Origin of the sequence: Octadecabacter sp. B2R22 (assembly GCF_018861045.1) — a bacterium.
GTDB lineage: Bacteria > Pseudomonadota > Alphaproteobacteria > Rhodobacterales > Rhodobacteraceae > Octadecabacter.
This window is the reverse complement of the sequence record NZ_JAHKQJ010000010.1, coordinates 163,453-183,425: the sequence shown is the minus strand read 5'-3', so window position 1 is coordinate 183,425 and position 19,973 is coordinate 163,453. Positions and strand designations below refer to the sequence as shown.

Here is a 19,973-nt window from a genome sequence, read left to right as displayed (position 1 = left end):
CCTTACGATTGGAAGTTTAGCACCCCGAGGCTTTTCCCCGAGGTAGCATTCTTAGTAATTAGTGTGACGGGTGAAGCGCGTCTTTTAGGTAAACGCACGTCAGGATTGTGAATACGTAGGCCTGGATCGCGGACACCAGAACTTCGAGAGCGTAGATCGCGACAACGCCGAGGATGGCGACTGGTGCGATGATAAAGCCTACTTGTGCAAAGCCCGCGAAAACCTTGAGAACCGCGTGGCCTGCCATCAGGTTACCAGCCAAACGAATGGAGTGGCTAACCGGACGAACAAAGTAAGAGATAACTTCGATGATCGCGAGGATCGGGCGCAGTGCCAATGGCGCAGAAGACACCCAGAAGAGACCCAAGAAGCCTGCACCGTTCTTAACAAAGCCAATGATTGTGACTGTAAAGAAGACAGCAAAAGCAAGGATCGCTGTAACTGCAATGTGGGAAGTTGTTGTGAACGACATTGGCAGCAAGCCAAGGAAGTTCGAAATCAGGATGAAGATGAACAGCGTGAAGATATACGGGAAGTACTTGATCCCGTCTTTACCCGTCACGTCTTCGACCATTGTGTAAACAAAGCCGTAGAGCGTTTCAGCAATGGACTGTGTGCGGTTTGGAACCACAGCGCGTTTGCGTGTGCCGATAACCAACAAGAGAACGATGCAAACAACAGCAATCGCCATCCACATTGTTACGTTGGTGATCGTGTACCAGTGGATCGGGCCTTCGCCGAACAGGCGGTGCACTTCGAACTGGTCCAGAGGGTGGAACGCGAGGCCTGCTTCTTCGCCGTGTGCTTCGTCTGCCATCAGTCTTCGTCCTCGTGTTTGTCGGCCTGTTTGGCCAACGCTTCATTCTGCATCTCGGCGGCGCTTCGCATCATGGTTTTCACACCGGCTGCGAGGCCGAAAAATATAAATAGCACCATAAAGATGGGCATTGTACCGAACACTACGTCCAGCCCGTACCCGATGCCAAACCCGATCCCTAGACCGGCGACCAATTCGATCACCATGCGCCATGCCATATTGGCTTGGCTGTAGTGCTCTTCTGACTGGGGTTTCCTGTCGTCGCCCTTTGCTGCTGCGATCCGATCTTCCAGCGCCTTTAAGCGTGTCGATGGATCGTCATGGTCAGCCGGATCGGACATTAGAGGCCCCTGCCTTGGTTGCGGGTGGTCTAAGGTTGCTTAGGCTTAGAGTCAACAGAAGGAATTTAGCCTTTAAGGTGCTGAAAATTATGTATTTACTCTCACGCATCGATGGTCATTTTGACGCAGGCTCCCTTCGCGCAGCGTTTTGCGACATTCAACCATTTGGTTGACGTTTAGCTTGTCATAGGCTCAATACACCTATGGCCACGCCCTCGACTCTTAAACTTGATACCGTCTTCGCCGCCCTTGGCGACCCGACCCGCCGCGCGATCCTTGCGATGCTGCTGGAGGACGATATGGCTGTGACCGATGTGGCCGAACCGTTCGAGATGTCGTTGGCTGCGATCTCCAAACACTTACAAGTTTTGACCACGGCCGGCCTCATCAGCCAAGAAAAACGCGGGCGTGTGAAGTGGTGCAAGCTGGAACCAGACGCCCTGAAAGAAGCCTCTGTTTGGATGCAGGGGTTTGGGCAATTTGAGGCCGTCAATCTTGACGATTTTGAAAGGTTCCTCGCGTTAGAACTGCCGGATGGAGATAGCGCCTCGGACAAAGCCTGATTTCGCCGAACTTTTGCCGACCTTTGATGGCAAAGACAGCGGATGACCGTCCAAGGCACAAACACCCGAGGCGACGTTCGCCCTCTTGCCCTTCCCGTTTGGGACTGGGGTTTGATCGCGGTTGCCCTGTTAGCCGCGTTTACCCTTTTGCCGACTGGGGGCGCTTTATTGGTTCGAACGTCCAGCACGCCCCTTGGCGCGCCAGTTCAGGCCATCTTGTTTTCATCTGTCCCGCTGGCGGCGTTCCTGCTGCCATTGCGGATCGCCTATGGCGCCCTGAACAGACGGATGACGTCTGTGATTGCTGGCGGCGCGGCATTGATTGTCAGCGCGCTGAGTTTTGGTGCTCTCGATTATTGGCTAAAGCACGGCCCTAATCCACCCGACCTGTCGGCCATTCACATCCATGACAGCACGCTCACCCCCGTACCGCCGCCCCTTGATGGGGTCATTGGACTGAAAGTGATGCAAGACGGGCGATCACTGGATATGGGTCGCGATGCTGCGTCCGGATGTTCGGAAACCTGTTCTTTGATGCTTTATGAGGGGATCGCCGCCGAGGTTGCGATCCTAAGCAGCGGCTCGAACCAAATTTTGCAGCGGTATCGCCTGCCGATCAACGGCGCGACTTGCCCTGCTGGAACGACAACGCTGACCTATGGGCGCGCTCTGATCAGCCTTATCCCAGAAATGACGTTATGCGAGGAAGGCATCCCCGATCAAAAACGACCAACCGTGGTTTTTGATGTTGATCGATTGACCCGATCCAAGAACCCGGACCTTATGCCCGCTGACATTTGGGCGCTTTGGCGGATTGCGGTGCACAACGGCGCGATGTCCCAAGCCGTTCATGTTGTCGGTGTTATCCAAACACGGGGCGGCGGTCTTCTGAACCCTCGTGTCACGGGCCAAACTCCCCTGATCAGTTATCGCGCCCAACCGACACATCACGTCGAAGCCGTCTTTGATGTCAACGATACAGGCCCCCTGCCCACACATTCCTTTGACGCCACGGTTCCCGCGGCCCTCTACGGCGTCATCGCGCAATCACTCGCGGTCCAGTCGGATGGCTAAATCTCCCAGCTTTTTGCTTCTTCTTTTAGGAAGGACAAAAACGCCTGAACCTTCGTTGTGCGGTGCAGGTCGACATGGGTCACGAGCCACAACTGCCCTGACCAATCCGGCTTGGACGGAATGACTTCTACAAGCTCAGGATGGGCCTTGAGTTCGAGCGACGTCACAAAGCCGATGCCCGCACCCGCCAAAACTGCATCAATGGTCGTGCGAATGTCGGTCGTCCGGAAGACGACGTTGTTCTGTGGAACCTTCGCGGCCAGCCATTTATAGAACGGCGCGCGGCTCTCTATGCTGTCGTTGCCGACAAACCAGTGATTGCGCAGGTCGGCCTCATCGGATGGCAGCCCGTTGCGTTCAATATAAGAAGGTGCCGCCACGAGGTGCACGGTTTGCGCCAGAAACGGTTGCACCACATTGTCGGGCTGATCAGGCGCTTTGCCCGCACGGATTGCAACATGCGCCTCGCCGTATTCAAGGCGGAACAGGCGATCACCCGTCAGGAACCGCACGGTCAAATCGGGGTTTTCCTGCCTAAATCTAGCGAGAACCGGTGTAAGCACGGGCGACAGCATCACCAACGATGTGACAACCAAATCCCCCGAGACCCCTTCGCCGTGCCCGCGAATACGGCCTTCTAACTGTGCAAACTGATCGTCGGTGGCCGTCGCGACTTGCATCAAGTCTTGGCCGGCTTCCGTGGCCGTATAGCCCCGCGCGTGGCGCTGAAACAGTTTCACGCCGAGCCGTTCTTCCAAAGCATCGATGTGGCGGATGACCGTTGCATGGTGGACGCCCAGCGCATCAGCAGCGCCACTCACGGTGCCAATTTGAGCCACCTGATAGGCGGTGCGAATTTCGTCCCAATTGTCCATGATGGCTCCTGTGCAAATATGAACACGTACTGTTGAAAATGGATTATAGCGTTCGCCAACGCAAAGGCCATATGACTGACATCACACATTCATGAGGTCCCAAATGACACATATCCTTCATATCGACGCATCCGCGAATACGACCACCAGCATCAGCCGCGCTGCATCGGCGAAACTGGTCGCAGACCTTGGTGGCACAGTTACCTACCGTGACCTTGCCGAAACGCCCCTCCCACAGATTGACGGTGCTTGGGCGGACGCACGATTGACTGATCCCGACGCCCGCAGCGCTGAAGACGCCGCGCACCTTACCCTGTCCGACGAAATCGTCGCCGAGGCTGTTGCGGCAGATGTCATTGTTATTGGCGCACCGATCTACAACTTCGCAGCCCCTGCATCGCTAAAGGCATGGATGGATCTGATCGCACGGCCCCGTGTGACGTTTCGCTACACAGAAAACGGCCCCGAAGGCCTTTTGACGGGCAAGAAAGCCATCATCGCCGTGGCGAGTGGTGGTGTCCCCGTCGGGAGTGAGATGGACTTTCTATCGTCACACCTGCGCGTGTTCCTTGGGTTCATCGGCATTACGGACGTCGAATTCGTGGCGGCCAAAGATATTGTTCCACCGCTTGCCGCCTAATTGACACCGCTTCATGGGTCGCGTTTGACTGCGATCCATGAAGATCAAAACAAATACCGCTGATGCCCTAGTCGCAGGGGCACGGACAGTGGGCGCGACGTTGTTGTTTGCGCCGCTTGGCCTAGGATTCGTGTGGTTGATTATCTACGCCATCCCGCAGCGGCATCCGATCTGGGTGTATCTCCTGTTGACGTTCTTTGCGGCTATTTTATTGCTCATAGCGTTTCTCGGGTTACGCCGGGAACAGATCGTGTTTGATCGCAAGACTCGCCGCGTGGAAATCCGTCACAAGACGATTGCGGGCTATCAGCGACACGCCTTTGATCTGGGCCACGTAGCGCGAGTCGATTTTGCACTCCCCCGCTTCACAACTGCCCGAACGCCAGAAACGGCCCCTGACTACTTGTTGGATCTTGTAATCACGGGCGGCATGGACGCCGGCAACTATCTTATCGCCGTTGCACCCTTGCCGCGAGAAAGAGCGATTGAGTTGCGCGACACAATGAACGCTTGGCTAAAGGCCGCTGCATGAAAGTGACGACCGACACGCCGGACCTGTTGGTGGTGCGGTTTACACGTTGGAAACGCCCGCTGTGCCTCTCCATTGCGACGCTCTTTTTCTCTTGGCTTGCCTTGCTCGGATTGCGGGTCCCTGATGGCGGCTGGTTCATTTTCCTTTTGGTGGTGTGCCTGTCGGTTGTGTGGACATTGCGAGCCGCCCTTCTTTCCGCTGAAAAATCCATGTTGGTGCTTAATGCGGCAACCGGCGAAGCCGAACTGCGTCACCGCACGATTTCGGGTTTTCACCGACACCACTGGCCGCTCGGCGAGGTGCAATCGACCCGCGTGACCCGCGATCGGCGACATGGCCCAGCCATCGAGGACCCAACCCGTGTCATTACGCTTTTTGTCAAAGAAGGCATGGATGAGGGCCGTCATAAACTGACCCGCCTGCCTGTTCGCGCAGGCGACGCTTTGCATGTCTCCAACAGAGTCAGCGACTGGATGAAGGAATGGCGTTCGCGTGTTGACTCTGAGGCCTCTGCACCCTAAACGCAGCAGGAAATCCGGAGTCTTAAACCTCCGGTCCTTGCTTTCGTAAGGATCGCCCTCAGTCAGCGCGTTGCGCCCACTGGGGTAAAACTGCTTTGAATCGTCCCTATATCAGGGGCACCGACGAAACCGCCGCAAAGGATGCGCCCATGTTCGAGTCACTGTCAGATCGCCTAGGTGGCGTCTTTGATCGCCTCACCAAACAAGGTGCGCTGAGCGAAGACGACGTCAAAACAGCGTTGCGCGAAGTCCGCGTTGCCTTGCTTGAGGCTGACGTTTCCCTACCCGTCGCGCGGGATTTCATCAAAGCCGTCCAAGATAAGGCGTCTGGCCAGTCCGTCACGAAATCGGTCACACCCGGTCAGCAGGTCGTCAAGATCGTACACGACGAGTTGGTGCATGTTCTGGCTGGTGACGGTGGCGACGGCAAACTGAAGATCGACAACCCGCCTGCTCCGATCCTGATGGTCGGCTTGCAGGGCTCTGGTAAAACAACGACGACGGCGAAACTTGCCAAGCGGATGTTTGAGCGTGAAGGCAAGCGCGTGTTGATGGCATCGCTTGACGTGAACCGCCCTGCCGCGATGGAACAGCTGGCGATTTTGGGTGCGCAGATTGGTGTCGACACCCTGCCAATCGTAAAGGGTGAAAACCCTGTTCAGATCGCCAAGCGCGCCAAGACCCAAGCTGGCCTTGGTGGCTATGACGTCTACATGCTCGATACTGCGGGCCGCCTGTCGATTGACGAAGAACTGATGCAACAGGTCGAAGCGGTGCGCGATGTCGCCAACCCGCGTGAGACGTTGCTGGTGGTTGATGGCCTGACGGGTCAGGACGCCGTTCACACCGCTGAAAACTTTGACGAACGCATTGGCATTTCCGGCGTTGTCCTGACACGGATGGACGGCGACGGTCGCGGTGGTGCAGCCCTGTCCATGCGTGCCGTAACTGGCAAACCGATCCGCTACGTCGGTCTTGGCGAAAAGATGGACGCGATCGAAGAATTCCACGCGGATCGTGTCGCGGGCCGTATCCTTGGCATGGGCGATATCGTGTCGCTGGTCGAGAAAGCCCAAGAAACCATCGAGGCCGAGCAAGCCGAGCGTATGATGAAACGGTTCCAAAAGGGCCGGTTCAACATGAACGACATGAAAATGCAGCTCGACCAGATGATGAAAATGGGCGGCATGGAAGGCATGATGGGTATGATGCCCGGCATGAAAAAGGCGGCCAAACAGATCGAAGAATCCGGCATGGACGACAGCGTTTTGAAACGCCAGATCGCGCTGATCAATTCGATGACCAAGAAAGAACGCGCCAACCCGCAGCTTTTGCAGGCATCCCGCAAGAAACGCATCGCCGCCGGGTCCGGCCTTGAGGTGCGCGAACTCAACCAACTGATCAAAATGCACCGTCAGATGTCGGACATGATGAAGAAGATGGGCAAGATGGGTAAAGGTGGCATGCTTAAGCAAGCCATGAAGGGCATGATGGGCAAAGGCGGCGGCATGCCGGACATGAACGACCCAGCCGCAATGGAAGCAGCCGCAAAACAATTGGGCGCGAATATGCCAGCAGGCGGACTGCCTGGTTTGGGCGGCTCTGCCCTGCCCCCCGGCCTATCTGGGTTCGGTAAAAAGAAATGACCCTGCCCACCACCATAACCACAGAGCGCCTAACGCTCCGCCAGTTCGAGGTCGCCGATCTCGAAGGCTACGTCGCCTATTACACAGGCGACCGCACCGGTGGTGTCGGCGGACCAAAGCCGCGTTATGTGGTGGTGGAACGGTTTATGGCTATGGTCGGCCAATGGGTTTTGCGGGGCTACGGCCGCTATGCCATCGACGTAGATGGAACAGCCATCGGCCACGTCGGTGTTATGCATATTGATGAAACTGACCCAATTGAACTCACGTGGAGCCTATGGGACGCCGCACACGAAGGCATGGGCTATGCGACCGAAGCGGCCCGCGCCGTGCTCAGCGCATGGGCAGGCCCGAAATTGACAGTTCATGTTATGCCAGAAAATGCGCGTTCCCTACGTGTGGCAGATCGTCTTGGCTACAAACACGACGAGATGGTTGCAGGTCCACACTATGCGCCCGAATTGATGACACTCAGGTTGGGGGCCGCGTCATGACCCTTACTGTTACTATTCCAACACTCGAAACAGAGCGTCTGGTGCTGCGTCCGCCGCAATTGTCCGATGCGAAAGCGTTCATGGCGTTTTTGATGTCGGAACGCGCAAAATTCGTTGGCGGACCTGTTGCCGAAGGCTATGCCGCACGCAGCTTTGCAGGGTTTCTTGGTCAATGGATGCTGCGTGGCTATGGCTATTTCATCGGTGCGCTTAAGTCTGATCCTGAAACGCCTTTGGGTGGGTTTGGCATTTTTCACCCTGTGAATATCGAAGAACCTGAATTCGGCTGGGCGCTTTATGACGCGGCTTATGAGAGCAACGGTTACGCCACTGAAGCCATGCGCACGGTCATTCCTTGGGCTTGGGGCGTGATTGGTACAGACACAGCGCAAAGCCACATTGATGAAGGCAACGATGCCTCTGTCGCCGTGGCAAAAGCACTGGGCGCGACGTTTGATGCCGAAGAAACCCGCATCGCCAATGCACCAGGTGGGGATTTCGACGACGAAGGCAGCCCACTCGTCAACATTTGGCGCCACCACAAAGGGAGCCTGACATGACCGACGCTGTTATCCGCGCGGCGGACCTTCTAAAAGAACACCGCGACAGCATTGATCGCCTTGATGCGATCCTCGTCTATACCTTGGGCGAGCGGTTCAAACACACGCAGGCTGTGGGGAAACTCAAAGCCAGCCACGACCTTCCCCCGTCCGATCCCGCCCGCGAAGAAGCGCAGATCGCACGACTAGAAGATTTGGCAGACAGGGCGTCACTCGACCCCGAATTCGCCAAGAAGTTTCTCAACTTCATCATCGCTGAAGTCATTCAGCACCACAAAAATCATCAAGATAAACCCTAAAGGAACTAACATCATGGCTATGAAAATTCGCCTCGCACGCGGTGGCTCCAAGAAGCGCCCGTTTTACCGTATTGTTGCTGCGGACTCCCGCATGCCACGTGACGGTCGTTACGTAGAAAAGCTCGGCACATATAACCCGTTGCTGGCCAAAGACGACGAAAACCGCGTTCAGATGAACATGGAACGCGTCAACTACTGGTTGGGCGAAGGCGCACAGCCAACAGACCGTATTTCCCGTTTCCTCGAAGCAGCTGGTGTTGTTGAGAAGAAAGAACGCGCAAACCTGAAAAAAGGCGAGCCAGGCAAGAAAGCTGTTGATCGCGCTGAAGAAAAAGCTGCTAAAGTTACTGCTGCGGCTGAAGCCGCTGCCGAAGCTGCTGCTGCACCTGCAGAAGAAGCTCCTGCTGAGGAAGCGCCAGCAGAAGAAGCCGCAGCTGAATAAGCGCCGCTTTAACGCTATTTGGTGGGGCGACACGGATCGCCCCACCACATTGACGCACTAGGATTTGCCCATGTCTGACGAACGCATCACTGTCGGAACACTCGCAGGATCTTTTGGGGTCCATGGGGATGTGCGCCTAAAATCATTCTGTGCCGACCCAGAGGCACTGGCCGATTACACACCGCTGACGCGCGCCGACGGCGAGTTGATCACGACAATCGTCCTAAAGGGCCAGACCAAGGGCGCGTTGATCGCCCGCGTAGATGGCATCACCACCAAAGAACAAGCCGACGGTCTGCGCGGCATGGAGCTGTTTGCGACGCGCGAACAACTGCCGTCCCTACCCGACGACGAATTTTACCACGCCGACCTTGTCGGCCTGATGACCTATGACACTGGCGGCGCTGAACTGGGCCGCGTGAAGGCCGTTCAGAGCAACGGCGCAGACGATCTGCTCGAAATTATCAGCCCAAGCGACAAAGACACCGTATTGGTGCCGTTTTCAAAGGCCGTCGTGCCGACGGTTGATCTGGCATCAGGGCGCATTGTGCTCGACCCGCCGCGTGGGTTGTTCGCAGAAGACGACACGGCCGAGTAATGCCAGAGTTCACTTAGATGCAGGGGCCGCGCGTGATCGTCCACGCTGGCTTTCACAAAACCGGCACAACGACGGCGCAAGATTTCCTTCGCGCCAATGGCAAGCACATTTATCCGCGGTGCGCCCTCGTGCTGCCGGGGCGATTGCGCAAAGGTGCCGCCCGCATGGCCGTGCGCTACGCACGGTTTGGAACGGACGCTTTGCTGGATCAATTCGGAGAGGACCTGCGCAACGTGTTAAGCGCGCTCGAGGTCAAGAACCGCGCCGTTCTTATTTCAGATGAAAATCTTTCGGGTCGCATGCCCGGCCGAGACGGTCAGCCAGATTACGGCTCAACCCCTGCCCTCATGGCCCGCGCCGAACAGGTGATCCGCGATGTTTTCGGCGCCGACTCCGATGTGGTGTTTCAGTTCACCACCCGCGCGCCAGACGCATGGCTTCGGTCTTCGTACAAACACAACTTGCGTACATCCCGATTGGTGATGGATGAGGCCGATTACAAGGCAACTTACGGTGGTGCGGCGGATTTAGGCAAAGTGGCGCGGAATGTTGAACAGGCGATCACGGGCGCGGTTCACGTCGCCGATCTAAAAGACCTCACAGGGGAATTGGGGCCTGCCCAACCTCTCATTGACCTTATCGGGTTACCAGATCATCTAGGCCGTCGATTAACGCCCCATCCGGCTCAAAATGCGGGCCCCGATGATGAGCTAGTAGATGATTTGCTTGCGTTGAACCGCAGCGCATTGTCGGATGAGGCGCTGAAGGCGGCGAAGATGGATTTGCTTGGAAAGGCACAAGAAGATGACGGATAAACCCACCAAATCTATCGGTCGCAAGTCGGTGCAGGTCAGCGCCAAGCCACAAGAGTTGATGACCGACAAGCCCCAGCTTGCCAATGCGTGGACGGCGCAGGTCATCACATTGTTCCCCGACGCCTTTCCGGGGTTGTTGGGCGAAAGCCTGACGGGAAAGGCGCTAAAAGACGGGATTTGGCAGCTACAGGCGACTGATCTGCGGCGTTATGGCGTCGGCAAGCATCGCAACGTCGATGACACGCCATCGGGTGGTGGCGCGGGCATGGTGTTACGGGCCGATGTTGTGGCCAACGCGATCGGCGACACCCGCCGCAAGGCGCGTGGCCGGATGCCGTTGCTATATCTCAGCCCGCGCGGCGTGCCGTTCACACAAAAAATAGCCCAAGACCTGAGCGAACAGGACGGCGTGACCCTGTTGTGTGGCCGGTTTGAAGGCGTTGATGAACGGGTTCTAGAACACTACGAGATCATGGAAGTTTCCATGGGCGACTACGTTTTGACAGGTGGCGAACTGCCCGCGATGACACTGATCGACGCCTGCGTGCGCTTGCTGCCCGGTGTCTTGGGCAATGCAGAAAGCGCCGTTGAAGAAAGCCATTCCAACGGGCTGCTCGAACACCCGCAATACACCCGCCCCGCCGAATGGGAAGGCCGCACAATTCCGCCGGTTCTGACGTCGGGGGATCATAAAAAGGTCGCGAAATGGCGGCGCGATATGTCCGAGAAGATCACGCAGGAACGGCGGCCCGATTTATGGGCGAAGCAAGACAAAACATAAAAGACATCACGCAGATCATCCGTCGTCGTCAAATGCCGGAAGCGGAAGATCCGCTATAGCTCTTGATCCTGATCAATGCGTAGCCGAGCGCATGGATGGTTAGTATGCATGTGAGACTTTAGCCTAAGAACAGACGCCATGTGCCGCAAACCAACGCAAGTTAGGTCCCAAATTGAATATCAAACACAGCGGTCAGGGTGCATCTGACCCGCCGGCACTTCGTCGGACATTAACGCTCCCACTTTTGACCCTTTATGGGCTGGGCGTGACTGTTGGCGCGGGCATTTATGTGTTGATCGGAACAACCGTGGCCCAAGCGGGCGCTTTTGCTTGGGTATCCTTCCTGCTGGCGGCTATCGTTGTGGCCTTTACTGCCTTCTCATATGCAGAACTCGCGACGCGGTTTCCTGTCAGCGCCGGTGAGGCTGCTTATGTCGAAGCAGGGTTTGCCAGCCCCAACCTCGCGCGGCTGGTGGGCCTGTTGGTCGTGGCCTCGGGCATGGTGTCCGCTTCGGCTGTTTCGGTCGGCGCGGCGGGGTATCTTGGGGGCCTCATTGCCGTGTCGCAACCCGCCTTAATCATCGCAGTTGTCGTGTCTATGGGGGTCTTGGCGTGGTGGGGTATTACGCAATCCGTCACCGTCGCGGCCTTAATCACCGTCATTGAAATCTGCGGGCTGATCTTTGTGATCTCTTGGGGTTTCGGAATGTCCGAGAATGGCGGTGTGACGCCTGCCGAACTTATCCCGCCCTTAACAGGTCCCCATTGGAGCGGCATCGCAGCTGCCTCGCTGCTGGCGTTCTTCGCCTTCATCGGATTTGAGGACATGGTCAACGTCGCTGAAGAAGTCGCTGACCCGCGCCGCACAATACCAAGCGCGATTATCCTAACGCTGATCGCCGCAACGATCCTGTATGTCGCGGTTTCTATCGCCGTGTTGATGGCTGTTCCGACCGATGACCTTGCGGCTTCAACCGAGCCGTTGACGCTGGTGTTTGCCAATGCGCCCTCCAGTATTCAGGTCGGGTTTGCGGCGGTTGCTGTCGTCGCAACGGTCAACGGAGTGCTGATCCAGATGATCATGGCCTCGCGCGTATTGTACGGCATGGCGGACCGCGGCCAGCTGCCGATCGCTCTTGCCCGCCTGTCACCCCGCACACAGACCCCATGGGTGGCCACGCTACTTGTTGCTTTGGCGATCATGGGCTTGGCGTTGTTCCTCCCCATCGAAAGCCTTGCGGGATGGACGTCACAGATCGTTTTGGGCGTCTTCGTCTTTGTGAATGTCGCGCTGATCATGATCAAACGACGCGATAGTTCGACGGGGGATCATTTCTCGGTTCCAATGGTCGTACCAGTATTGGGGATCGTCACCAGCATTGTATTGCTGGGCAGCACTTTTCTTTGATCCGGTTACACGCGGCTAGAGCGCGTTGAAAAACCACCAGCTAAGCTGAGCGGCATCGACTTCTCTGGTCGCGGGCCCTTGCAAGCGAGTGCTGCGCTGGCCAAGTCCGGGCCAGTCATGGCCGTGACCATGGATCAGGACATAAGTCAGCGGCGCGGCACACGGCGCATACTGAAAAATCTGCGCCTCGGTTCCATCATTGGCGCGATCAAACTCTTGTGTCGCAACAGCACCGGAACATCCATTCCGACGTACCCAAACTGCTCGCGTATCTTGCGCTGAAAGGGTGGCCCCTAAGCGGCTCCCCTCCGGTCTGCCCGCATGAGGTGCGATCGGATCTTCTGTGCCATGAAAGAAAATCGCGGGCACCGCTGCACCGTTTGCACAAGTGTAGGCCGTCGGCAGCTTCGTCGCGACGACGGAAATCGCGGTGATCAGGTCAGGCCGGTCGCAGGCCATGCGCATAGCCATCCCGCCGCCATTTGAATGCCCCGTTAGATAAACCCGCTGCGGATCGGCGCGGCCATCAGACACCAGTGATCCAATCAATGCGGACAAGTAGGCCACGTCATCCACAGGATTGTCTGGCGAACGCCCATCATTCCATCTACGCCCTTCGCCATTCGGGTAAACCACAACAAACCCGTTCTGCCTCGCCAACTGGTCGAACGACGTCTTACGCTGCATATTACGAGAGGTGCCCAGAAAACCGTGCATTGCAATGATCACGGGCGCAGCAACCGACCTGTCAGAACGCCCATCCGATATTGTCACGGTGCGGCCCAAGAACTGTTCGCTTATGGCGGGTGCCGCACTAAGCAGGACCAACAAAAGTGCTGTCAAAACTGATCGCATTTGAGATGCCTCCTATACGGAAGTGTTCGGCCAAAGACGCCACACGTCAATACCCGTCAAACCACAGCGCAAACACTTGCTATAAACAGCGCATGCCCCTATACGGCCCAAGTCTACGGCCCAAATGAGTCGTTGGACCTTTTTGGTATGGCCGTGACCTCTTCACCGCGAACCCGCCAATTAGCATTATGAGGCCGTTAAATCTCCGGTGGGCGACTTTGATCGACCCGATGAAGACCGAAGCTCTGGCGCCGATCACACCGCGGATCAACCGCGACGAAAATAGGAGACGGTCAATGAACCTGATCGCACAACTCGAGGCGGAACAAATCGCCGAACTGGGCAAAGACATCCCAGACTTTAAAGCCGGTGACACAATCCGTGTTGGCTTCCGTGTTACTGAGGGCACTCGTACACGTGTTCAGAACTACGAAGGCGTCTGCATCGCCCGTAAGAACGGTTCCGGCATCGCTGGTTCTTTCACTGTTCGCAAAATTTCCTTTGGTGAAGGCGTAGAACGTGTGTTCCCGCTGCACTCCACCAACATCGACAGCATTACAGTCGTCCGCCGTGGCCGCGTTCGTCGCGCCAAGCTGTACTACCTTCGTGAGCGCCGTGGTAAGTCCGCGCGTATCGCTGAAAAGACAAACTACCGTCCGCTCTCCAGCGGCGCAGACGCGTAAGGATTATCGAGATGAAAAAAGACATTCACCCAGATTACCACATCGTCGAAGTCAAACTGACAGACGGTACTCCGTACCAGATGAAAACAACTTGGGGCGCCGAAGGCGACTCTATGCAGCTGGACATTGACCCAACCGTGCATCCCGCATGGACAGGCGGTAACTCCCGCTTGATGGACACTGGTGGCCGCGTTTCCAAGTTCAAGAAAAAATACGAAGGTCTGGGCTTCTAAGCTTACGACAGTTCGAATTAGAAACGCCGCTCCCTTGGGGGCGGCGTTTTTCGTTTAGGGGTCAGTAAAGTCCAGAACCGCGCAGGTACCGATCGAAGACTGCCGCCTCTTCGGCAGGGTCGCCGTCCCCGTCGAAGATTTCTAACAAAAAACGCCCGCTCAAGTCGGTGATTTCCCCGATTGGAAACATGTAGGTGCCGCAAGCCGTCATCAGCATCGGCAGGTCAGCAGTATCCCCGAACCTGTCGTCTGGTGTGAAAACTTGCCGGTCCGTATAAGCAAGCGCGACGATAAATCGATTTCCAAGGTTGCGGGCGATCCTGTCCCCTTCGTTGATTGCGATGAATTCAAGGGCCTGCACGACATCGCCCCGAAGGACGCGTTCCACATCAAAGACCACCGTCGAAACGTCCGCAACTTGCAAATTACTGGCGCGTGTTCGTTCGTAAGCCGATTGCCCCGTTATCGTACCCGCGACAATGATTTCTGCACGTTCAACCGCGTAGGATAACGATACCGGCCCCGGAGACGAACATGCGCTAACTTGCGAGGCATCGCCTAACGCACAAGCCAAACCCAAAAGCGTAAAAAGAGTTTTCATATCGCCATGTTATCCCAAACGACACCTGCACCAAGTCAAAATCCAAAAACAACAAAGGGCCACATCAGATAGATGCGGCCCTTGAGATATATTGTTGAGAGGGCATCGACCACCGTTGGCCCTTACGCCCCCAGCACCGCGTTCAGCACGAAGAAGATCGCGGCGGACAACAGCGCGGCGGCGGGCACTGTGATGACCCAAGCTGCGATGATCGTCAGGAAGTGCGAGCGGCGCACCAGTTTGCGGCGGCGGCGTTCTTCTACGGAATAGACGGGCTTGTCCGGCATTGCTGCACGGGCGTTGCGCAGGCGACGCTCGGCGTCCCATTCACGGAAGAACCCGACCCCGAACACACCACCAACAGCGATGTGTGTGGAGCTTACTGGCAGGCCCAACCAAGACGCGACGATCACTGTGATCGCCGCGGACAGCGCCACACAATAGGCGCGCATCGGGTTCAGTTTGGTGATCTGGCTGCCGACCATGCGGATCAATTTCGGCCCGAACAAGAACAAGCCGAATGAGATACCAAACGCACCGATGACCATCACCCAGAACGGGATGCCGAACGAATGCGTAAAATCACCGGACTGCGAGACCTGCACAATAGCCGCAAGTGGGCCAACCGCGTTCGCAACATCGTTGGCACCATGGGCAAAGCTTAGCAATGCCGCAGACACGACCAGCGGAATACCAAACAGAACCTTGAGAGATTTGTTGCGGTTTTCCAGCCCTTCGGATTGCTTTTTGATCACTGGGATCATCACCATCCAAACCAACACGGCGATCGCCAAACCAATCAACAAGGCTGTTGGCATATCGATTTTGATGATCTTCTTAAGGCCCTTGAGCGCCAAATAAGCGCCAAACGCGCCTGCCATGATACCGACCAAGATCGGCACCCAACGGCGCGCCGCTGCGATTTTGTCGTCTTGGTAGATGATGCGCGACTTGATGACGAACAAGAAGAACGCGGCAACCGCACCCCCTAGAACAGGTGAAATCACCCAAGACGCGGCAATCGCGCCCATGGTGCCCCAGCTGACAGCACCAAAACCTGCAGCCGCAATACCAGCGCCCATCACGCCCCCAACGACCGAGTGTGTCGTGGAAACTGGCGCACCTACGAACGTCGCGAGGTTGACCCAAAGGGCCGCTGACAAAAGCGCGGCCATCATCGCCCAAATGAACGTCGTCGCAGTGCCCATGCTTTCAGGTGCGATGATACCTTTGGCGATGGTCGAAACAACGTCCCCACCCGCAATCAAGGCCCCTGCGCTTTCAAACACGACGGCGATACCAATCGCGCCGCCCATAGTAAGCGCGTTGGCACCCACGGCTGGACCCATGTTGTTGGCCACATCATTGGCGCCAATGTTGAGAGCCATGTAAGCGCCCAAACAGGTCGCAACGATCACGACCATAGAATTTGTAGATTGCCCGAAGAACAGCGCAGCCGCCAAACCCGCGAGCACGATGAACAACAAAGATATCCCCGGGCCAACCATCGGGCGGGCCACATACTGTGTCGCGACTTCTAATGTTGAATAGCGCGCCAAATCTCGGTCTAGCGTTTCAAGGTGGCGTACGTCGCCCTTGTTATTGTCACTCATTGGTTCCCCCCCGCATTAAGTGGGATTACCTGTGACAGCGAGTCGCCTAAATTTCAATCCCGCAACAGCGTGACGCCCGCAGCGTTAATCGCCAATAACGCTTAGAATTGACTTTAGTTCGGGTTCATCGACCAGTTTTGCTGCTTCTTCTGGGGTAGCCCATTTACGTTCGCGCTGGCCCGCCTCGGGGAAATCATTGGCAAGGTTGTCGACTTCAACCGAGTAAACAAGCGTTTCAACAGGAACAGGCAGGCCAGAATTCATGACCTTGTCGTAGCTGTAGCTGCCGATGGAGGTGCTATTCGCCGGACCGCTTTCAACACCTGCTTCTTCCCATGCTTCTTGTGCTGCGGCTTCAGCCGAGGCGAGACCGTCGATGGGCCATCCTTTGGGGATGATCCAACGGCCAGTGCCACGGCTGGTAACCAACAAGACTTCTTTGCCGCGCTTTGTTTCACGGTGGCACAAAGCGGCCACCTGAAGCCTTTTGGGGCGACGGAACATGGGCGCGACATAGTCACGAAGAAACGTATCTACTTTGGACATCTACTACTAACTGCCAGTTTTTGTTTTATTATTTGCTAACAATATAGGTAGATGCCCGCCGAATTGCAACTTAGGCGCTCGGCTTGCGCGGTTTGCGGCGTCGGTTACCACCGCCGGGCTTTCCGCCACCAGGGTTGCCACCGCCACCCTGAGGCCGTCCGCCACCAGGTTTGCCGCGTCCTTTGCCGCCACCGCCACCGCCGCCGCCGAAACGACGACCACCGCCGCCCCCGCCACGTTTAGGCTTGGCTTCTTCTTCGTCACGCGCCCAAGGGCGGCCACCAGCGACAGGGATATCCGCCTTCATCGCCTTTTGAATATCGCGCAGTTCGCCCATTTCATCAGGCGCACAGAATGCAATCGCCATACCTTCGGCACCGGCACGTGCAGTCCGGCCGATCCGGTGGACATAGTTTTCAGGTACGTTCGGCAAGTCGTAGTTATAGACGTGCTTTACCTCAGGAATATCGAGGCCACGGGCCGCAACATCCGTCGCCACAAGGATTTTCACCTTGCCGGCTTTGAAGTCGGTGATCGCGCGGTCACGCTGGCCTTGGCTCTTGTTGCCGTGAATGGATGCGGACTTAAAGCCCTTCTTTTCCAGCAATTTATGGAGCTTTTCAGACCCGTGCTTTGTGCGACCAAAAACAATCGCGCGCTCATCGCGGTGCTTGTCTATGAGCTCCAAAAGTAGATCGGTCTTTGCGGCCTTGGCAACGAAGTGAACCGATTGTTCGATCCGGTCCACGGCCTTGCCCGGTGCATTCACTTGCACCCGCATCGGGTTATCAAGGAAGGCCCCTGCAAGTTCAGCCATCAGTTTTGGCATGGTCGCAGAGAATAACATTGTCTGACGCGGTGTCGCCAACAGCGGCGCGATCTGGCGCAGCGCGTGGATGAACCCCATGTCGAGCATTTGGTCAGCTTCGTCGAGCACGAGGAATTTAGTGTCGTTCAAGCGCACGGCTTTGCGGTCCAGCAGGTCAATCAGACGGCCTGGCGTTGCGACCAACAGGTCAACACCGCGTTCCAGCTTTCGGATTTGGCCTACGATGCCAGCACCACCAACGACCAACATGGTCTTGAGGTGCGTGCCTGTTGTGTAAGCTGCAAGGTTTTCTTGAATCTGTTTTGCCAACTCACGGGTTGGGGCCAAAATCAGCGCACGGGCTGTTTTTGGGTCTGGTTTACCCTGTTCTTTCAAGAGCATATCAATCATCGGCAAGCCAAAGGCCGCCGTTTTACCACTGCCCGTTTGAGCAAGGCCCATCACGTCGCGGCCGTTCATAGCATGCGGGATGGCTTGGGCTTGGATCGGCGTCGGATCAGTGATCCCTTGGCGTTCCAGTTCTTTAATCAGTCGGGGCGCGAGGCCCAGCATATCGAAATCCATTATATATCCTTGGATCGGGGCGGACACATCAGCGCCCGCGTAAAAGTGTCGCCACAGGCCCGAATGGCCGCGGCATCGCAAAAGGGATGCGCCAAAGGCTCGCGGTGGGCCGAATGCCCATGCCTAACAAAATCGAGGCCCGCCGACTGGCGCGGCGCCCCTGCGTGATGGTGGGAACCTTTGGCTGATACTCCTGTGCGCCCCGTTTGTAGTTTGGGGGCGCCTGCTCACGCGGCAGCCGGTATCAGACCTGAGGGGCAAATGGGGCCTATATGCCCACAAGTCAATCCCTCTTTGCCTTGCGTCCCGTCGCGCCTATAGTTACGCCACGCACTTCGGACAACGATCCGGATCAACAAAGGGGCAAATGGCAGTGGCACATATTATCGTCGTGGGGAACGAAAAGGGCGGTGCGGGTAAATCAACCGTATCGATGCACGTAGCAACGGCCCTTTCGCGCATGGGCCATAAGGTCGGCACGCTTGATCTGGACCTGCGCCAGAAAACGCTGGGCCGCTATGTGACCAATCGCCAGAAATACATGGCCGAGCAAGGCTTGGACTTGCCAACGCCCACTTACCACAACCTCCCCGAGGTAGATCCTGCGACCTTACGCGATGGTGAAAACATCTTCGACCATCGCCTGTCTGTTGCCGTCGCGGGGCTGGAACCTGACAATGATTTCATCCTGATCGATTGCCCAGGTAGCCACACGCGCCTGTCCCAAGTCGCGCATTCGCTGGCGGACACGTTGATTACCCCGCTCAATGACAGTTTTATTGATTTCGACTTGTTGGCGCATATTGACAGCGACGGTGAAACGATCACCGGTCCGGCGGTCTATAGCCAAATGGTCTGGAATGCGCGTCAGTTACGGGCTCAAGCCGGTTTCGAACCAATTGACTGGGTTGTCGTCCGAAATCGGATGGGCGCGCAGAACATGGTAAACAAACAAAAGATGGAAGCCGCGATCGAAAAACTGTCAAAGCGGATCGGCTTTCGCACGGCACCCGGGTTTAACGAGCGGGTTATCTTTCGTGAATTGTTCCCACGTGGCCTGACATTGCTGGACCTGCGCGATTTGGGCGTAAAGGGTTTGAACATCTCAAACGTCGCGGCTCGCCAAGAACTTCGCGACTTGATCAAATCGCTGAATTTGCCGGGTGTGACCGTCGATTTCTAAGCTGGGTTGAGCCCTGTGGCCCCTGTGCCCATGAAATCAGGCAATGCGGACGCTAGCCCCAACAAGAACAGCGCACCAACAATGACAATCAGAATTTTGCGCAGCCCTAAAGCTTTGCGGGGCGTGGTGGGGGTGTCGTCTGGTTCGACAGCCTCGTAGGTTTGGATCGGCTCTGGCGCGACGGGGATTGCGTCTTGGGGTTCGACCGGTCCGTCAACCGGACGTGAATGCAACACGAACATCCCCAGCGCCGCGAAACCGACACCGCCAGCGATTTTGGCCATCAAGCCAAAGATCGTAGTCGCACCAAGCGAAAACGTCTCAAGGAGACCTGCGCCCAAACCGTATGTCTGCAGGAAAGCGCCCGCTGCCAGAACAGCAAGCGCTATCATGCCCAGCACCATGGGTGCCCGCTCAGTCGTCAAATTGTTTGCAATGCCGAGTGCCATCAATGCTGCTC

26 protein-coding genes are annotated in these 19,973 nt (G+C 56.6%); 17 read left to right on the top strand and 9 right to left on the bottom strand.

Annotation, left to right across the window (positions count from 1 at the left end; translation table 11 throughout):
- Positions 1-58: 58 nt before the first annotated feature.
- Positions 59-817 carry a F0F1 ATP synthase subunit A gene (locus KO486_RS13850; protein ID WP_216037868.1) on the bottom strand — a complete coding sequence of 253 codons (759 nt, stop codon included), beginning with the start codon at positions 815-817 and terminating at the stop codon, positions 59-61.
- Complete coding sequence (locus KO486_RS13845; RefSeq protein ID WP_216037867.1) at positions 817-1,158, bottom strand: AtpZ/AtpI family protein; 342 nt, start codon at positions 1,156-1,158, stop codon at positions 817-819. The genes KO486_RS13850 and KO486_RS13845 overlap by 1 nt, the downstream gene beginning before the upstream one ends.
- 203 nt (positions 1,159-1,361) lie before the next feature.
- Between KO486_RS13845 and KO486_RS13840 the strand changes: the two genes are divergently transcribed.
- Together KO486_RS13840 and KO486_RS13835 are read left to right on the top strand one after the other, a co-directional pair.
- On the top strand, positions 1,362-1,721 hold the full coding sequence (locus KO486_RS13840) for a metalloregulator ArsR/SmtB family transcription factor (RefSeq protein WP_216037866.1): 360 nt from the start codon (positions 1,362-1,364) through the stop codon (positions 1,719-1,721).
- A 42-nt stretch (positions 1,722-1,763) separates the two neighbouring features.
- On the top strand, positions 1,764-2,795 hold the full coding sequence (locus tag KO486_RS13835) for a hypothetical protein (RefSeq protein WP_216037865.1): 1,032 nt from the start codon (positions 1,764-1,766) through the stop codon (positions 2,793-2,795).
- Here the strand turns inward: KO486_RS13835 and KO486_RS13830 are convergent.
- Positions 2,792-3,670 carry a LysR family transcriptional regulator gene (locus KO486_RS13830; RefSeq protein ID WP_216037864.1) on the bottom strand — a complete coding sequence of 293 codons (879 nt, stop codon included), beginning with the start codon at positions 3,668-3,670 and terminating at the stop codon, positions 2,792-2,794. The genes KO486_RS13835 and KO486_RS13830 overlap by 4 nt on opposite strands.
- Positions 3,671-3,773: 103 nt before the next feature.
- Between KO486_RS13830 and KO486_RS13825 the strand changes: the two genes are divergently transcribed.
- From KO486_RS13825 to KO486_RS13770, 12 genes are all read left to right on the top strand, one after another.
- Positions 3,774-4,310, top strand: a complete 537-nt coding sequence (locus tag KO486_RS13825; RefSeq protein ID WP_216037863.1) for an NAD(P)H-dependent oxidoreductase — start codon at positions 3,774-3,776, stop codon at positions 4,308-4,310.
- Between the two features lie 37 nt (positions 4,311-4,347).
- Complete coding sequence (locus tag KO486_RS13820) at positions 4,348-4,842, top strand: hypothetical protein (protein ID WP_216037862.1); 495 nt, start codon at positions 4,348-4,350, stop codon at positions 4,840-4,842.
- The gene (locus KO486_RS13815) at positions 4,839-5,363 is read left to right on the top strand and encodes a hypothetical protein (RefSeq protein WP_216037861.1); all 525 of its coding nucleotides are present in this window, start codon (positions 4,839-4,841) and stop codon (positions 5,361-5,363) included. Before KO486_RS13820 ends, KO486_RS13815 begins: the two co-directional genes overlap by 4 nt.
- Positions 5,364-5,512: 149 nt before the next feature.
- Positions 5,513-7,009: a signal recognition particle protein gene (gene ffh, locus KO486_RS13810; protein WP_216037860.1), complete on the top strand. Its 1,497-nt coding sequence runs from the start codon at positions 5,513-5,515 to the stop codon at positions 7,007-7,009.
- Positions 7,006-7,503 carry a GNAT family N-acetyltransferase gene (locus KO486_RS13805; RefSeq protein WP_216037859.1) on the top strand — a complete coding sequence of 166 codons (498 nt, stop codon included), beginning with the start codon at positions 7,006-7,008 and terminating at the stop codon, positions 7,501-7,503. The genes ffh and KO486_RS13805 overlap by 4 nt, the downstream gene beginning before the upstream one ends.
- Positions 7,500-8,063 (top strand): GNAT family protein, encoded by a 564-nt coding sequence (locus KO486_RS13800; RefSeq protein WP_216037858.1) that lies wholly within the window; start codon positions 7,500-7,502, stop codon positions 8,061-8,063. Before KO486_RS13805 ends, KO486_RS13800 begins: the two co-directional genes overlap by 4 nt.
- Positions 8,060-8,362 (top strand): chorismate mutase, encoded by a 303-nt coding sequence (locus tag KO486_RS13795; RefSeq protein ID WP_216037857.1) that lies wholly within the window; start codon positions 8,060-8,062, stop codon positions 8,360-8,362. The genes KO486_RS13800 and KO486_RS13795 overlap by 4 nt, the downstream gene beginning before the upstream one ends.
- A 13-nt stretch (positions 8,363-8,375) precedes the next feature.
- A complete protein-coding gene (gene rpsP, locus KO486_RS13790; protein WP_216037856.1) occupies positions 8,376-8,804 on the top strand; it encodes a 30S ribosomal protein S16 in 429 nt (142 codons plus the stop codon).
- Positions 8,805-8,874: 70 nt separating this feature from the next.
- The gene (rimM, locus tag KO486_RS13785) at positions 8,875-9,402 is read left to right on the top strand and encodes a ribosome maturation factor RimM (protein ID WP_216037855.1); all 528 of its coding nucleotides are present in this window, start codon (positions 8,875-8,877) and stop codon (positions 9,400-9,402) included.
- A 32-nt stretch (positions 9,403-9,434) separates the two neighbouring features.
- Positions 9,435-10,217 carry a hypothetical protein gene (locus KO486_RS13780; RefSeq protein ID WP_216037854.1) on the top strand — a complete coding sequence of 261 codons (783 nt, stop codon included), beginning with the start codon at positions 9,435-9,437 and terminating at the stop codon, positions 10,215-10,217.
- Positions 10,207-10,998: a tRNA (guanosine(37)-N1)-methyltransferase TrmD gene (gene trmD / locus KO486_RS13775; protein ID WP_216037853.1), complete on the top strand. Its 792-nt coding sequence runs from the start codon at positions 10,207-10,209 to the stop codon at positions 10,996-10,998. Before KO486_RS13780 ends, trmD begins: the two co-directional genes overlap by 11 nt.
- A 172-nt stretch (positions 10,999-11,170) precedes the next feature.
- A complete protein-coding gene (locus tag KO486_RS13770) occupies positions 11,171-12,406 on the top strand; it encodes an APC family permease (RefSeq protein WP_216037852.1) in 1,236 nt (411 codons plus the stop codon).
- A gap of 15 nt (positions 12,407-12,421) precedes the next feature.
- On the opposite strand, the gene KO486_RS13765 is transcribed toward KO486_RS13770, so the two are convergent.
- Positions 12,422-13,261, bottom strand: coding sequence for an alpha/beta fold hydrolase (locus KO486_RS13765; RefSeq protein ID WP_216037851.1), 840 nt, complete (start codon positions 13,259-13,261; stop codon positions 12,422-12,424).
- Between the two features lie 296 nt (positions 13,262-13,557).
- Between KO486_RS13765 and rplS the strand changes: the two genes are divergently transcribed.
- A complete protein-coding gene (rplS, locus tag KO486_RS13760) occupies positions 13,558-13,944 on the top strand; it encodes a 50S ribosomal protein L19 (protein WP_216038358.1) in 387 nt (128 codons plus the stop codon).
- A gap of 11 nt (positions 13,945-13,955) precedes the next feature.
- Positions 13,956-14,177: a 50S ribosomal protein L31 gene (gene rpmE, locus KO486_RS13755; protein WP_216037850.1), complete on the top strand. Its 222-nt coding sequence runs from the start codon at positions 13,956-13,958 to the stop codon at positions 14,175-14,177.
- Positions 14,178-14,238: 61 nt separating this feature from the next.
- On the opposite strand, the gene KO486_RS13750 is transcribed toward rpmE, so the two are convergent.
- The 4 genes from KO486_RS13750 to KO486_RS13735 form a co-directional block, all read right to left on the bottom strand.
- Positions 14,239-14,778 carry a hypothetical protein gene (locus KO486_RS13750; protein ID WP_216037849.1) on the bottom strand — a complete coding sequence of 180 codons (540 nt, stop codon included), beginning with the start codon at positions 14,776-14,778 and terminating at the stop codon, positions 14,239-14,241.
- 122 nt (positions 14,779-14,900) lie between these two features.
- Positions 14,901-16,391, bottom strand: coding sequence for an inorganic phosphate transporter (locus KO486_RS13745; RefSeq protein ID WP_216037848.1), 1,491 nt, complete (start codon positions 16,389-16,391; stop codon positions 14,901-14,903).
- Positions 16,392-16,475: 84 nt separating this feature from the next.
- Complete coding sequence (locus KO486_RS13740; RefSeq protein ID WP_216037847.1) at positions 16,476-16,937, bottom strand: NUDIX hydrolase; 462 nt, start codon at positions 16,935-16,937, stop codon at positions 16,476-16,478.
- Between the two features lie 70 nt (positions 16,938-17,007).
- Entirely contained in the window at positions 17,008-18,330 is a 1,323-nt protein-coding gene (locus KO486_RS13735) for a DEAD/DEAH box helicase (RefSeq protein ID WP_216037846.1), read from the bottom strand.
- A 373-nt stretch (positions 18,331-18,703) separates the two neighbouring features.
- Here KO486_RS13735 and KO486_RS13730 point away from each other — a divergent pair, with 373 nt between their 5' ends.
- Positions 18,704-19,513 (top strand): division plane positioning ATPase MipZ, encoded by an 810-nt coding sequence (locus KO486_RS13730; protein WP_303435330.1) that lies wholly within the window; start codon positions 18,704-18,706, stop codon positions 19,511-19,513.
- Here KO486_RS13730 and KO486_RS13725 read toward each other — a convergent pair.
- On the bottom strand, positions 19,510-19,962 hold the full coding sequence (locus KO486_RS13725; RefSeq protein ID WP_216037844.1) for a hypothetical protein: 453 nt from the start codon (positions 19,960-19,962) through the stop codon (positions 19,510-19,512). The genes KO486_RS13730 and KO486_RS13725 overlap by 4 nt on opposite strands.
- Positions 19,963-19,973 lie beyond the last annotated feature (11 nt).

Excerpts from the sequence above, each read along its gene's own strand:
- KO486_RS13830 (WP_216037864.1), bottom strand. The coding sequence starts at position 3,670 with ATGGACAATTGGGACGAAATTCGCACCGCCTATCAGGTGGCTCAAATT.
- KO486_RS13820 (WP_216037862.1), top strand. The coding sequence starts at position 4,348 with ATGAAGATCAAAACAAATACCGCTGATGCCCTAGTCGCAGGGGCACGG.
- rpsP (WP_216037856.1), top strand. The coding sequence starts at position 8,376 with ATGGCTATGAAAATTCGCCTCGCACGCGGTGGCTCCAAGAAGCGCCCG.
- KO486_RS13850 (WP_216037868.1), bottom strand. The coding sequence starts at position 817 with ATGGCAGACGAAGCACACGGCGAAGAAGCAGGCCTCGCGTTCCACCCT.
- KO486_RS13825 (WP_216037863.1), top strand. The coding sequence starts at position 3,774 with ATGACACATATCCTTCATATCGACGCATCCGCGAATACGACCACCAGC.
- KO486_RS13805 (WP_216037859.1), top strand. The coding sequence starts at position 7,006 with ATGACCCTGCCCACCACCATAACCACAGAGCGCCTAACGCTCCGCCAG.
- KO486_RS13745 (WP_216037848.1), bottom strand. The coding sequence starts at position 16,391 with ATGAGTGACAATAACAAGGGCGACGTACGCCACCTTGAAACGCTAGAC.
- KO486_RS13725 (WP_216037844.1), bottom strand. The coding sequence starts at position 19,962 with ATGGCACTCGGCATTGCAAACAATTTGACGACTGAGCGGGCACCCATG.
- ffh (WP_216037860.1), top strand. The coding sequence starts at position 5,513 with ATGTTCGAGTCACTGTCAGATCGCCTAGGTGGCGTCTTTGATCGCCTC.
- KO486_RS13750 (WP_216037849.1), bottom strand. The coding sequence starts at position 14,778 with ATGAAAACTCTTTTTACGCTTTTGGGTTTGGCTTGTGCGTTAGGCGAT.
- KO486_RS13765 (WP_216037851.1), bottom strand. The coding sequence starts at position 13,261 with ATGCGATCAGTTTTGACAGCACTTTTGTTGGTCCTGCTTAGTGCGGCA.
- KO486_RS13740 (WP_216037847.1), bottom strand. The coding sequence starts at position 16,937 with ATGTCCAAAGTAGATACGTTTCTTCGTGACTATGTCGCGCCCATGTTC.
- KO486_RS13835 (WP_216037865.1), top strand. The coding sequence starts at position 1,764 with ATGACCGTCCAAGGCACAAACACCCGAGGCGACGTTCGCCCTCTTGCC.
- KO486_RS13815 (WP_216037861.1), top strand. The coding sequence starts at position 4,839 with ATGAAAGTGACGACCGACACGCCGGACCTGTTGGTGGTGCGGTTTACA.
- KO486_RS13800 (WP_216037858.1), top strand. The coding sequence starts at position 7,500 with ATGACCCTTACTGTTACTATTCCAACACTCGAAACAGAGCGTCTGGTG.
- KO486_RS13840 (WP_216037866.1), top strand. The coding sequence starts at position 1,362 with ATGGCCACGCCCTCGACTCTTAAACTTGATACCGTCTTCGCCGCCCTT.
- rplS (WP_216038358.1), top strand. The coding sequence starts at position 13,558 with ATGAACCTGATCGCACAACTCGAGGCGGAACAAATCGCCGAACTGGGC.
- KO486_RS13735 (WP_216037846.1), bottom strand. The coding sequence starts at position 18,330 with ATGGATTTCGATATGCTGGGCCTCGCGCCCCGACTGATTAAAGAACTG.
- KO486_RS13845 (WP_216037867.1), bottom strand. The coding sequence starts at position 1,158 with ATGTCCGATCCGGCTGACCATGACGATCCATCGACACGCTTAAAGGCG.
- rpmE (WP_216037850.1), top strand. The coding sequence starts at position 13,956 with ATGAAAAAAGACATTCACCCAGATTACCACATCGTCGAAGTCAAACTG.
- rimM (WP_216037855.1), top strand. The coding sequence starts at position 8,875 with ATGTCTGACGAACGCATCACTGTCGGAACACTCGCAGGATCTTTTGGG.
- trmD (WP_216037853.1), top strand. The coding sequence starts at position 10,207 with ATGACGGATAAACCCACCAAATCTATCGGTCGCAAGTCGGTGCAGGTC.
- KO486_RS13795 (WP_216037857.1), top strand. The coding sequence starts at position 8,060 with ATGACCGACGCTGTTATCCGCGCGGCGGACCTTCTAAAAGAACACCGC.